This window comes from Pallidibacillus thermolactis, from assembly GCF_025660415.1.
GTDB classification, from domain to species: Bacteria; Bacillota; Bacilli; order Bacillales; family Caldibacillaceae; genus Pallidibacillus; species Pallidibacillus thermolactis.
Genome location: NZ_JAOUSE010000006.1, coordinates 91,303 through 103,451, shown reverse-complemented (window position 1 = coordinate 103,451; position 12,149 = coordinate 91,303). Strand labels below are relative to the sequence as shown.

The window sequence follows — 12,149 nt, the reverse complement described above, 5'->3', positions numbered from 1 at the left end:
TGCAAGCGATGCTTACTTTTGCTGCCATGAACTTAAAGAAAATGGCAAACTGGACATGGAAAAGACCATGTCCAGCCTAAATAAGATAAGAATCTTAGAAAATGATGAGCAAAAAAAGACAAACCCCAACTCAAATGAAGCATTTGAGTTGGGGTTTGTCGACAGTCTGAAGCTATCCGTCTAACGGATAGCTTTTTTCATTTATTATTTTTTTTGATTTTATGTAAATCACGATCAAACATAAGCCAAGATTGAAAATTTCTTTTCACATAGGCTTCTGCTTCTTCAAAAGTAGCAAATTGTTCATTAAGCTTTTCATCATTATGAATCAACTCATATATATTCTCATCGTTTTTAATAATGTAGCTAATGTCTCCATTACGATTTTCATAATATGTTCCATTTGGTCCATCTTTAATATTGGTTTCATTTTTTTCGGGATCAGGCCGAAGTGGTTCTTGATGAAAAACATCCGTTACAAATAATTTAAATGCTTCCTCAGTTAAGTCGCAACCAGAAGCTTTTGGATGTCCTCCCCCACCAAGTTCTTTGGCAAATTTGGCCACATTAACGGATTCATGTATAGTTCGAAAGCCCACCTTTTTGGTACCGACATTAACGAGAACAATCATATCAAGGTGAGGATTTTTTTTATTCAATGCATTTCCTAGCTCAGACAGATATTGCTCAGCATGGACAATACCAATACAATAGTCACCGACAAAACGTTGGATAATATATTTATTTTTAGCATATATATAACGTTCAATTTTTTTCTCTTCTACATCCATTAATAAGTTTTCCATATCGGTCAATTCAAATTTATCAGGATCTTCCTTAATCCGTTTTAATAAATCTTCTTCAAACTGTTCTCTACCAAACATAAAAAATAAATCATTTAAATGCTTTGCTAAAATATTTTCATTTGCATCCCATTCCCATGTATCATACTGACGAACAAGATCAACAAACTGATCGAGAGCCACCGTTTTTTCCAATTGACCTTTCTCTATTAAAAAATCATAGAATAAGGAAGTGGCACATGTTTTACGTCCATCTTCATACTCAATAACGACTTTTCCCCATGGATATTTATTAAAATGAAGGGCTGTAACATGATGGTCAATCACCTGTACATGTCCGCCATTGTTAAATCGTTCTTCTAATTTTTTTTCAATCGTTGAATTAACAGATAAATCTGTAATAAATAACTTTGTTTCTTTATCATCTTGATGATATTTTAAAAATTGATCGACTCTTTGATTTAAATTCCGGTAAGAGCAATGAAATACATCAACATCGTCACCGAAGGCCAGTTTAGCTACAATGGCCGTTCCTAATCCGTCTAAATCCGAGTCTGTAAATAATTTTACTTTCAAATGTATACCCTCCTAGAACAAAACACAAGTTCATTATGTGTTACATATTACCATTTTATACACCACTTTCATAATAGAAAGAAGCTTTTTAAGCTTATCAATTACTTTTTAAGCAAGTAAAGATTCCTCTGGTGGAGATATATACTCCTCAACAAATTTTAATAATGCACGATTGACGATCTCATTCATTTTTACATATTCCCATGTTGCTCGTTCAAACTCATTTTGGTGATTAACAACATATTCACCACAAATATCCATGCCAACAACTTGGAAATGTCTAACTATATTTTCCAATAAAAATAACAATTGGACAAGGGTCATACTCCCTTGATCCCAATTTGTATACGCTTCTCTTTTATATAATACATCTTTATCAATGCTTATATAAATGTTTTTTTCTTCGGGTAGAAACTGCCGTAGTTCGTGTACGATATCTTGTAAGTGAATGTCTTTTATTTTTTGTTCAGTTATTGTTAAAACCCGTTTGTGCAGTTCATTTGGTAAATCACAAGTTTGATTTTCTTCATTCACACCAATAATGACGACTTTATTTAAATTTGCGTTTCTTTCCAAAGCATATCGTACCCATGATCCACAGGAAATCAGGGAAAAGTCATCTTTTTTCATATCATCATGATGGTCAAAGAGAATTAAAGAGAAGGGGCCTTTTACACGTTCTAGCAATAAGTAAGTGACATAGTGGAAATTTCCGTTACCTATTAATACAAGTGGGCTTACTTGTTTTACTTGAAGCCGTTTTCGAATCTCATTCAATGATTCTGTTTCACAAAAACCATTAGTATGTGGAATATTTGAGCAGCAAATCCAATGATGGGGATAATATTGCAGAAATGTTTGTTCTTTTAAACTATTGTCAAAGTTTAAGTAGGTAATCCTGTGACTTTTATCTTTTTGCTTCATAAATTCATCCTCTCCTAGTCCTAACTTAATTTTAGCATAATGTAAAAAAATTTTTAATTTACAAGGTATCGATTTCCGTTTCTATAAAGAAAAGGACTCATTCGTCCTTATCCATCATCTTTTACAAATCTATTTTTCTTTCACTGATATGACAGAAGTAAATTTACGTTCTATTAAATGGTCTAATTCATCTTCTGTCAACAATCCTAAGGTCACTGCTGCATGAACCTTCGCATCATCTACACGTTTTTCTACCTTGATACAATCAACTAAATTGAGTGATTCTAATTTTCGAACCGCCTCTTCTTCACGGTATTTTTCTGATGTCCGAATATTTCTTTGCAATACATAAGAATCGAAGGTTAGTACTCCCTTTTTATGAGGACCTACCGTTAAATCAAAATATTGATTAAACGTCTTTTTTAATTGCGATAATTCTTTCTCTAGTTTTTTTATTTGTTTATGTATTCGATCATATTTTTTCACCATTTCTTCTGTTATAAGGACTTGTTTGTTTTTCAAATCATCCATAAAAAATCCCCTCCATATCTTTTATTCAAATATATGAAGGGGATTTAGAAAAATAGTACAAGCTTTTTATCTTTAACGAACGTGAATATACGACATTTCTTTCACTTCTAATATATATTTATATTGTAATCTTGTAATATCAAAGATTTTCAACGGATCACGGAACGCTTCCGGGTTTTCTCGTAAATTAGCCAGCTGTTCACTTTTTTGTGCTGTATCTTGTTCCATCTCAGCTACAAGCACTTGTAATTCCTCAAACGATTCTTTAAAGAAAATACGTATATCTCGATCTAGTCCTTGTTCTAATAAAGTGAACGGATTAAGAAATTGACTAGCCACATTTTCAGCAATTTCTTGATAATCTTGACTTTCAATAAATTGCTTATATCGATTTACTAATGATTCTTTGTTATTCGTTAACCGACTTAACACTTTACCAGTACCTTTTAAAAGAATTTGTGATACCGTTGCTCGATTGAAAATATTGACTGGGTGAAAATTCACTTGAACAGTTAAACGATCAATATCCCGCTGCCAGTCCTCCAATATTTTGAAATCACAATGTAATTGCAAGCGGTCCTCTTGTAGCATTGAATTAAAGCCTTCCTTGATTTCTTCAAGAAATATCTTCGCATTTTTCAGCTCTTCTTTAGCAATCGCAAACCAATCATTAACTTTTGAGAGAAAATCCGGCAATATCACTTCATCCATGTATTGTTGAATTTGTTTATTCATTTCTTCGTTTAGTTCAACATGAATTTTTCGAAAATCACGATCCTTTGATACTTGTTTTGACATTTGTTTGAGCACTTTTGGAATTCCTTTTAAAATTTCTTTTCTTGTCTCATCTTTCATTAAGGCGAAAGATTTTCTTATCATTTCAATTTTTTCTTTTTCCATATCTTCTAGTTGATGAATCGCTCCAGTCATCCGTGAAACCAAATCATTATTCCAATGAATCGTTTCATCTAATTGATTTTCAATTTTTGTCCGTTGCTCAAACAAGTCATCTAAAAGACGTTTATTCAAATATAAATAACTCGAAATTCGAAGATTTATATTTTCATGTTTTTGCCATTCATTCGATAGTTTCTGTATAAGTTTTTGTCTTACTTCTCCCTTTTGTTTATAATCTATAATCCTTCCAGTTAATTCGCCTTGTTCAATTGCCTTATTTAGTTGGTAATAAATATCTGTATAATTTTCCTCATCCTTATGAGTATTCATTACAATAAAGTACATTTTCGCTTTTGGAAATTCTTGTTGAATCATTTCTGCCCAACGATATTCCGTTTCAGTGAGCCCAGCTTCATCATCTATAATAAACAAGATTGTATCTGTTAAACATAATGTATCCATTAACTCATTCGTAAAAACAGGTTTAAATGGTAAATCTGGTACATTCACAATTGAGAATTTATTTTGTTGTAAAATTGAATTCGGCATCCGGATATTAATGATCGACGACTTTGTTATCTTATTCCCTTTTCTTTCTTGATAAATATCTTCATAAGAAAGTACATTTGATTTTTCATTATTATATTCGGTAACAATAAATTCTCCACCATTCTGAATTATACAGCTTACGTTTGTATTCCCTCTCTCTATAGCTTGATCATTAATAAAGTGATTAATAAACGCCGCCTTTGCACTACTATGAATTCCAACAATTCCGATAAACATTTGATTAAAATCTACCACTTCATTACTTAATCGTTTTAGTCGTATATTTTTCCGTAGTTGATGCTCATCTGTCCATTTTAATATTGCTTCATGCAGCGCTTTACTTTTTTCCAATACATGAAAATCAAATTCAGTTTGAAATAGTTTTTGTTCTGCTAGACTTAGTAAGTCATTTTCTAGCAGTTCAGGAATAATTTCGTTCCAAGCAAACACAGCGGAAGACGGAAATACTTCATCTTCTTTTTCAACAATACGAATCCAAATATGTAAAAAGTCAGGAATTACAACCTTCAACTTCTCCATAGAGTAAGAACCACCCATGAGTGTATCATAGGTATTTTTATAGATATGAGAAAGCTCCTGCCAATGATAGTCGCTTGAAATTTCGATATCCTTCAAATATCCATTAATTTGTAACAACCAATCAAACAATTGCCCTTCGCTTTCATACTTTTTCCAAAGCGAAACGATTAATTGCTCAAATAAGTCAATATCTAATTCATGACAAATAGTAAGTGCTTGGAAAAAATAGGTCGGTTCGAAGTTTTTGGCATAACCACTACGTATATAATTTTTTAATACTTCAAGCCAGTTTGTGTCCATTGTTCGAATGGATTCTTGTACAACTAAATTTAACGCACTTGACCAATCTTCCCTTTGCTCAAAGAAGCTTCGAGCTAATTTTGCTACATTTGGATAATCCGGATTCAGGGCAACTGCTTGTTTAATAATTTGGTCTGCTCGATTATGATCACTTTGTTGTAAATAGAGGGAAAAGAGTTGTAACAATACTTCCATTTGTAATACAAGGGAATCGGTTTGAATGGATAGATAAATCTCTTCCGCATTTTGGAATAATTCCATTTCTAAGTATGCATCTGCAATATTTTTCCTTGCCCACTGCTTAAATTCATTATGCACATTCTCCCATTTAAAAATTGCCGCTTCATAATCTTTGTTTAAAAAGTAAACTTCTCCTTGAGCATAGCGAATAAATGATGCATCTGGTCTATCCTTTTTCTGTTCGTTAAAAAACAGTTCGCCTAATTGTTCGATCGGATGTACCTCAAGATCTTCATCAATTAATGATCGGTAATAACTTTTTGTGATTAATTGTTTTTCATTATTCATCTTCATCACCTAGTTTTAAAAATATAATAATATGAGACTTTCACACTAGCTTCGAGTTTAAATGACAAGGAAATGTTTGGTACGAAAAGATGCTAAAAGTATGACGAAGAAACATAATTGTAAAATATTTTGGAGTCCTATCTATATATTATATAGTAAAAAAATCATGTCATGACATATCGTAATTTTTTTAAATCAATTGTAAGATTTTACATTATAATTATTCTACCAAACAATATTCGCTAAAGTATTGCAAAATCCTTTCATTTTAAAGACATTAATGTATTACAATTAAAAATAGTAAAAAAGACTGTCCGAATTGAACCATTTCTCTTTATTAGACAGTCAACCAATTAATTTTCAAATAGTTTATATGCAATAAATCCAGAAAGTATACCAAAAAGTGCTCCACCTACTACTTCAATCGGCTGATGACCAAGCCGCTCTCGTAATCTTTTGGATTTTTCATCATGATAGTGGTGGTCTTCCTCTCCACGAAGGCGCTCCACTTCCTCTTCAAGATCATTTACTTTAATGGTTAACTCTCCTGATTGTCTGCGAATTCCTTGAGCATCATACATAACAAGTAACCCAAAAACGGTTGCCAATGCAAAATCAATGGTTTTCACGCCTCTTCGTAAGGCAATATATGTTGCCAAAGAAGATACCCCTGCGGAATGAGAACTGGGCATTCCGCCTGTTTCAAAGAACATCTCCCATTCCCATTTCCCATCAGTTATTTTTTTGTAAGGTATTTTTAAAAATTGCGCCAATCCAATTGTCGTAAGTGCCGTCACAATTGGTTTATTCATATTGACCACCTCTTATAATAGCTTGGTTAAAAAGAGGTTGGTTATACATGTTTTTTCCGTATCTTTAGCTGGATATTACGAACAATTTGATTAAACACTTCAGAAAAAATAATCCCCATCGCAATAGCTCCCGCTATGAATAGGACTTTAGCAGCAAGTTGAATGGCAACATTATAATCATTTAAGACAAAGTGACGCATCGCATTATAGGCTAGTCCTCCCGGAACAAGAGGAATCATGCCACCGACTGTAAATATAATAACTGGAGTTTTATAACGTCTTGCAAAATAATAACTAACGATGGCAATAAAGAAGGATGCTACAAAACTTGCAAATACTGCATCAAATGTATTTTCTACCATGAAAAAGTAAATCATCCAACCAAGCATACCGACAAATCCGCACTTTACAATTGCCTGCTTCGGTGCATTAAAAATAATACCAAAACCGCTCGAAGCGATAAAACTGGTTACAAGTTGCTCTAACATTCAATCACTTCCTTTAAAATAGACCAATAATAATCGCAATTCCACTTCCAATAGCCATCGCTGTAAGCAGTGCTTCCGCTCCTTTTGTAATACCGGAGACTAAATGACCAGATATAAGATCCCGAATGGCATTTGTAATGACCAGCCCAGGTACCAGCGGCATGACAGACCCAATGATAATCTTATCGACTTCCATTCCAAATCCGTTATATACAAGTAATAGAGCACATATTCCAATAATTGCTGAAGTTATAAATTCAGAGAAAAACCGTACTCTCACAATGCGATCAATAATTAAAAAACATAAGTAGCCAAATCCACCGGTAATCATTCCTGGAATAAAATCAACCCAACTCCCACGAAACATAATAACAAAGCATCCACTCACGATTGTCGCAGCTAATATTTGAAGCCAATAAGAATAGACGAATGGCGCGCGTTGCACTTCTATTAATTTTTGGTACGCTTCCTGAAGCGTCCATTTTCCTTCACTAATTTCCCGTGACAAACTGTTGACAACAGTAATTTTATTTAAGTCCGTTCCTCTTTTTTCAATCCGTTTCATTTTTGTATTTGTAATTTCATCACCATCAATGGAAAAAACGATCGCTGTAGGTGTTACGTAGCTTTCTACATATTCAGCCCCAAAGCTTTTCGCAATGCGATTCATAGTATCTTCAACTCGATATGTTTCAGCACCACTTTCGAGCATAATTTGCCCCGCCAAAATACAAATCTCATCAATAGTATAATTACGTTTTCTTATATTGTTCAATTTTTATCCACCTTCATTCATTATTAGTGTATCCATGGAATAAAATTGTTGCAAAGTTTATTTTTGAATAGCGTGACGCCCGTCTGTACACAAATGCTAAACATTTTTCGAAACCCCTTTATGTTTAGTCCTTCACATAAATCAAACAAATTGACTATATATTCTAGCGTATAAACTTTATGTTATGAATAAAGGCATTCGACAGGGTTTTCAATGTCCATCTTAACTATACAACAAATATTAAATATATATTTTAGAAAGCCAAAACACAACCCTTAATTCACAGTTATCCATATATTCCCATAACAACAATCGCTTGTTTTTCAATATCATTTCCTATACAATTTAAGAGTTGTCTAATTTTCGGAGATATCCGACGTGGTTCGCAACCATCCCACGTAAAAAAACTAAGGAGAGGATAAAAAGTGAATATTAGAACGATTTCTGTAAGTGGAATTGTAGCTGCACTGTATATTGCTGTCACTTTCTTAGTCCAACCAATTGCTTTCGGTGTACTACAATTACGGCTATCGGAAATGTTTAATCATTTAATTGTTTTTAACAAAAAATATTTCTTCGGCATCGTTATCGGTGTCTTTTTAGCAAATTTGATTTTCTCGCCAATGAAAATTTTAGATATCACATTCGGTGTAGCCCATACTGCCATTTCTTTAGGAATCTTTATTCTTCTTTCAAAATATGTAAAAAACATTTGGGCACGTATGGTGATAAATTCCATTGTTTTTAGTATTATGATTTTTATCATTTCTTGGGAGTTAAACATCGCTTTCGGAACACCATTTTTTAAAACTTGGGGTATATTAATTCTTGGGGAAATTGCAGTTATGCTCATTACAATGCCGATTATGTTTGCTATCCATAAAAATGTTCATTTTGATAAAGTAATAAAATAATTTATAAAAGCTATCCAGACAAGTTTTTCCAACCAAATTGATAAGTTGGTTAAACCATCGGATAGCTTTTTTCATTATAAAATATGAGATGCAATGATACGATCAAGTTTCCGAATATCAACTTTTTTATTTAAATTTAATTTAAATTTCCCTGTTCGAGTCCAAAATTGAATTTCAGCATTATAGTCAAGTCGACCTGCATTTTCGGTGGAATACATGTCGATCGATTTAAAAGGAATCGTATAGATCTCAACCTTTTTTCCTGTAATTCCTTGTTTATCAGCAATAATAAATCGTTTATTTGTTACAACGGCAACATCACGGACCGTACGATAAGCAACCTGGGGTTCTTCACCTTCTATTAAGATCGCTTGAACATCTCGTGGTACGTCTACTTCTTCATAAAACGTCCATTCCATTATAGCATCTACATTTGCCATCCTATCCCTCCTAATCTACTCACTCATAAATAGTATGTACAATTTTTTTAGCGGTTTCCTTTCCATTTTCAATACAATCTGATATCCCTGCTCCATAATACGAACAACCAGCGATGAATATACCTTGAAAATTGTTTTCGAAAATTTTTTCTAGTTTCTTAACCGTTTCTGGATGTGATATATCATAGGTCGGCATTAGGTCAGTCCATTTCGTAATATTGCAAACAACAGGTTTCTCCTTTAATTTTAAACTTTTTTCTATATCTTGCAGTGCTAGATTAATGAGTTCTGACTCACTCATCTTTTTAATTTCCGAAAACTTTGGATGATTATTTTTATAAAATAAACGTATGAGGAGATTGCCATTTTGTGATGTATGTTGCCATTTTCTACTCGACCACGTGCAAGCCCCACAAACTAAAGATTCATTTGATGTCGTAATAAATCCTGTCCCATTTTCAGGTAATATTTCATTTGGAACATGATATCCTAAATAAACACTGATAATCGAATTCATTTGAATCTCAGAAAAAGCATTTGTTAATTCTCTATCGCTGAAAAGTCTTTCTGCTGCATTATGGGGAATACTTAACACAATATAATCAGCTTGGATTTCTTCACCATTTCTAAATTGAACTACATAGCCATTTTCACTACGCTTAATTTCTGTCGCCTCATGATTTAGCCGTATCTTCGTATGGTTAAGTTTTTTTGCAAAACCATCAATAATTGTCGATAAACCATTTTTAAAAGAAAGAAACTTTTTCTCACTATGACCTAAAAATTGTTCTTTATTGACTTCGATTCCTTTTAAAATACTACCGTAACGTTTTTTATAGTCTAACAAGTATGGCATGGTTGATTGGATAGACAAGTCATTCAGATTTCCGGAGTAAACTCCTGATAATACTGGTGCTATTTGTTTTTCTGTTAATTCTTTTCCTAAATAATAGGATAAAAATTCCCCAATCGAATCTGCACCACTAAATTGCCGATCATTGGTATAATAATCCTTTAATGCCTCAACTTTACCTTTAGCAGATACCAATTCCGATTCAACTAGCGCTTTCATACTTGCTGGGATTCCAAAAACCGAATCAGCTGGTATTTGCTTTAATGTGCCATCCACATATAAATAAGACGTGCCGACTGCGTTGTAAACAACCTCATCTTCAAGATCTAATTCTTCAATAATACCGGTATGATTAATTTTTCTTGTCACAATTGAATCTGCACCCGTTTCCATGATAAAACCATCTTGTTTTACCGTACGAATTTTCCCACCTAAAATGGAAGAGGCTTCCGCTAACATAAGATTCACATCTTTGTGCTGGTCAAGGTGCTTTTCTAATTCATAAGCAGTAGATAGCCCTGTTATACCTCCACCAAGGATTAAAACTGTTTTCAATTTTCTTCCTCCTCTTGTTGAAACTCGTCAATTAGTTTTTCAGCTGCCCGTTGATACAATGTACTCATATGGGACAAAGATAAAATCAATAACAATTGTTTTAAATATTCGGAATCGGAATCTGCTAATTGATTTGTTGCTTCCGTTACTTCTTTTACTTTTCCTTTAAAATCTTTCTTAAATCGCTCCTCTTGGTTAAAAATAAGATTAGTATGTGCCTTATACAAATCATCTAGTGTAAAATTTTCATTCAAAACTTTATCGTTTAATTTTTCCAATACTACCTTTATATCATTAATCGTAATTGTCCCTTTTAATTGATAAATAAAACTAATTAATAAAAGATGTTCTTTTGAATATTTCTTGTTTTTAATCGGGAAAAAGAGCCTTCCTTTTGCATAATTATTAATCATCGTTTTTGTAAGTATTTTATCCTTTGGATCTCGTTTTGTTTTGGCATACTTTTTTTCAAATAGTTGAATTACTTGATCCATATATAAATCAATATCAGGAATATCATCTAATGTTAAATGTTCGTTTAAACCTAATTCATCTATAAATTTGTCTATATTAACCATTTTACTCCTCCGTCATTAGTTTGTATGTAGAAATTCCATGGATTTATTGTTACATAAATTTTACCTTTTTTATTTTTGTATGTAAATGTTGACCAGATGATAAAATAGTTATATGATTATAAGTAGTTTTAAAAACTACATAAAAAAGTAAAGGAGATTATGTTATGGAAAATTATATTCGTGAACCAATTAATAGTCTTACACACTTGTTTGGTGCTGTTCTATCTGTTTTTGGATTGGTTGCTTTGATTATGAAAGCAGGGACAACAACTGAATCAGGTCTAGCCATCACTGCAGTTACAATCTTTGGAATTAGTATGATTTTACTTTATTCTGCTTCAACTACCTACCATTGGGTAAAAGCGAAGGATACCATTATTCGCTTTTTCCGGAAATTAGATCATTCGATGATTTTTGTATTGATCGCTGGAACATATGCACCCTTTTGTTTAATTGCTTTAAATGGGGCAATTGGTTGGGGGTTATTTGCAGTAATCGCAGGAATGGCAGTTTGTGGAGTTATTTTTAAAATGGTGTGGTTTCAGTGCCCACGTTGGTTAAGCACAGCCCTTTATATCGGTATGGGATGGATGGCGATATTTGTACTCTCGCCTTTATCAAAATCGTTGGAATTCGGCGGTGTTGTATTATTAATTTTAGGAGGAGTTTTTTATACAATTGGCGGTATTATATATGGGACAGAACCAAAGTTTTTGAAATTTAAAAATTGGGGGTTTCATGAGATTTTCCATATATTTATACTCCTTGGCAGTTTAGCACATTTCTTGAGCATATATTTTTATGTACTGTAAAAAATTTTAGGAGATGTGGAAATTAACTATATAGTGGCTTCCTAACATCTTCTTTTTCATTATAATTTTATGAATTTGTCCATCGGTCAGGGTAGGACCATGATAAAAGATACACCTTGTACACATTATCTTTCTGGATCCTACTCTCTTATTGAACGCACTTTTTCATGCAGCTTTTTTAAAAAAGTGGGTTCAGCTACCTTTTGAACGCACTTTTTCATGCAGCTTTTCCAAAAAAGTGGGTTCAGCTACCTTTTGAACGCACTTTTTCATG

13 protein-coding genes and 1 riboswitch are annotated in these 12,149 nt (G+C 32.9%); of the genes, 3 read left to right on the top strand and 10 right to left on the bottom strand.

Features of this window, described 5'->3' with window-relative positions; all coding sequences use genetic code 11:
• Positions 1 to 184: hypothetical protein (locus OEV82_RS04005; RefSeq protein ID WP_263061110.1), on the top strand; the 184-nt coding region annotated here is incomplete at its 5' end.
• A gap of 13 nt (positions 185 to 197) precedes the next feature.
• Here the strand turns inward: OEV82_RS04005 and OEV82_RS04000 are convergent.
• The 7 genes from OEV82_RS04000 to OEV82_RS03970 form a co-directional block, all read right to left on the bottom strand.
• Positions 198 to 1,379 (bottom strand): DHH family phosphoesterase, encoded by a 1,182-nt coding sequence (locus OEV82_RS04000; RefSeq protein ID WP_173658485.1) that lies wholly within the window; start codon positions 1,377 to 1,379, stop codon positions 198 to 200.
• Positions 1,380 to 1,487: 108 nt separating this feature from the next.
• Positions 1,488 to 2,303: an arginase family protein gene (locus tag OEV82_RS03995; protein ID WP_173658486.1), complete on the bottom strand. Its 816-nt coding sequence runs from the start codon at positions 2,301 to 2,303 to the stop codon at positions 1,488 to 1,490.
• Between the two features lie 129 nt (positions 2,304 to 2,432).
• Positions 2,433 to 2,834, bottom strand: a complete 402-nt coding sequence (locus tag OEV82_RS03990; RefSeq protein ID WP_173658487.1) for a hypothetical protein — start codon at positions 2,832 to 2,834, stop codon at positions 2,433 to 2,435.
• Positions 2,835 to 2,906: 72 nt separating this feature from the next.
• On the bottom strand, positions 2,907 to 5,648 hold the full coding sequence (locus OEV82_RS03985; protein WP_263061109.1) for a tetratricopeptide repeat protein: 2,742 nt from the start codon (positions 5,646 to 5,648) through the stop codon (positions 2,907 to 2,909).
• Between the two features lie 353 nt (positions 5,649 to 6,001).
• Positions 6,002 to 6,460 carry a divergent PAP2 family protein gene (locus tag OEV82_RS03980; protein ID WP_263061108.1) on the bottom strand — a complete coding sequence of 153 codons (459 nt, stop codon included), beginning with the start codon at positions 6,458 to 6,460 and terminating at the stop codon, positions 6,002 to 6,004.
• Positions 6,461 to 6,501: 41 nt separating this feature from the next.
• The gene (locus OEV82_RS03975; RefSeq protein WP_173658490.1) at positions 6,502 to 6,948 is read right to left on the bottom strand and encodes a threonine/serine exporter family protein; all 447 of its coding nucleotides are present in this window, start codon (positions 6,946 to 6,948) and stop codon (positions 6,502 to 6,504) included.
• A gap of 13 nt (positions 6,949 to 6,961) precedes the next feature.
• Complete coding sequence (locus OEV82_RS03970) at positions 6,962 to 7,723, bottom strand: threonine/serine exporter family protein (RefSeq protein WP_173658491.1); 762 nt, start codon at positions 7,721 to 7,723, stop codon at positions 6,962 to 6,964.
• 372 nt (positions 7,724 to 8,095) lie between these two features.
• A riboswitch (PreQ1 riboswitch) is annotated at positions 8,096 to 8,140 on the top strand.
• A gap of 8 nt (positions 8,141 to 8,148) precedes the next feature.
• Between OEV82_RS03970 and OEV82_RS03965 the strand changes: the two genes are divergently transcribed.
• Entirely contained in the window at positions 8,149 to 8,637 is a 489-nt protein-coding gene (locus OEV82_RS03965) for a QueT transporter family protein (protein ID WP_263061107.1), read from the top strand.
• Between the two features lie 74 nt (positions 8,638 to 8,711).
• On the opposite strand, the gene OEV82_RS03960 is transcribed toward OEV82_RS03965, so the two are convergent.
• Genes OEV82_RS03960 through OEV82_RS03950 form a run of 3 tightly spaced genes read right to left on the bottom strand, consistent with a single transcriptional unit; the run spans position 8,712 to position 11,063 of the window.
• Positions 8,712 to 9,077 carry a PH domain-containing protein gene (locus tag OEV82_RS03960; RefSeq protein WP_173658493.1) on the bottom strand — a complete coding sequence of 122 codons (366 nt, stop codon included), beginning with the start codon at positions 9,075 to 9,077 and terminating at the stop codon, positions 8,712 to 8,714.
• A 19-nt stretch (positions 9,078 to 9,096) separates the two neighbouring features.
• Positions 9,097 to 10,485, bottom strand: coding sequence for a protoporphyrinogen oxidase (gene hemG, locus OEV82_RS03955; RefSeq protein ID WP_263061106.1), 1,389 nt, complete (start codon positions 10,483 to 10,485; stop codon positions 9,097 to 9,099).
• Positions 10,482 to 11,063 (bottom strand): DUF1836 domain-containing protein, encoded by a 582-nt coding sequence (locus tag OEV82_RS03950; protein WP_263061105.1) that lies wholly within the window; start codon positions 11,061 to 11,063, stop codon positions 10,482 to 10,484. The genes hemG and OEV82_RS03950 overlap by 4 nt, the downstream gene beginning before the upstream one ends.
• Positions 11,064 to 11,227: 164 nt before the next feature.
• On the opposite strand from OEV82_RS03950, the gene trhA reads away from it, so the two are divergent.
• Entirely contained in the window at positions 11,228 to 11,875 is a 648-nt protein-coding gene (trhA, locus tag OEV82_RS03945; RefSeq protein WP_263061104.1) for a PAQR family membrane homeostasis protein TrhA, read from the top strand.
• The last annotated feature ends 274 nt before the right edge of the window (positions 11,876 to 12,149 follow it).

Bases quoted from the DNA above. Each gene is read 5' to 3' on its own strand.
- OEV82_RS03990 (WP_173658487.1), bottom strand. From the start codon at position 2,834: ATGGATGATTTGAAAAACAAACAAGTCCTTATAACAGAAGAAATGGTG.
- OEV82_RS03975 (WP_173658490.1), bottom strand. From the start codon at position 6,948: ATGTTAGAGCAACTTGTAACCAGTTTTATCGCTTCGAGCGGTTTTGGT.
- trhA (WP_263061104.1), top strand. From the start codon at position 11,228: ATGGAAAATTATATTCGTGAACCAATTAATAGTCTTACACACTTGTTT.
- OEV82_RS03960 (WP_173658493.1), bottom strand. From the start codon at position 9,077: ATGGCAAATGTAGATGCTATAATGGAATGGACGTTTTATGAAGAAGTA.
- OEV82_RS03985 (WP_263061109.1), bottom strand. From the start codon at position 5,648: ATGAATAATGAAAAACAATTAATCACAAAAAGTTATTACCGATCATTA.
- OEV82_RS03950 (WP_263061105.1), bottom strand. From the start codon at position 11,063: ATGGTTAATATAGACAAATTTATAGATGAATTAGGTTTAAACGAACAT.
- OEV82_RS03995 (WP_173658486.1), bottom strand. From the start codon at position 2,303: ATGAAGCAAAAAGATAAAAGTCACAGGATTACCTACTTAAACTTTGAC.
- OEV82_RS03980 (WP_263061108.1), bottom strand. From the start codon at position 6,460: ATGAATAAACCAATTGTGACGGCACTTACGACAATTGGATTGGCGCAA.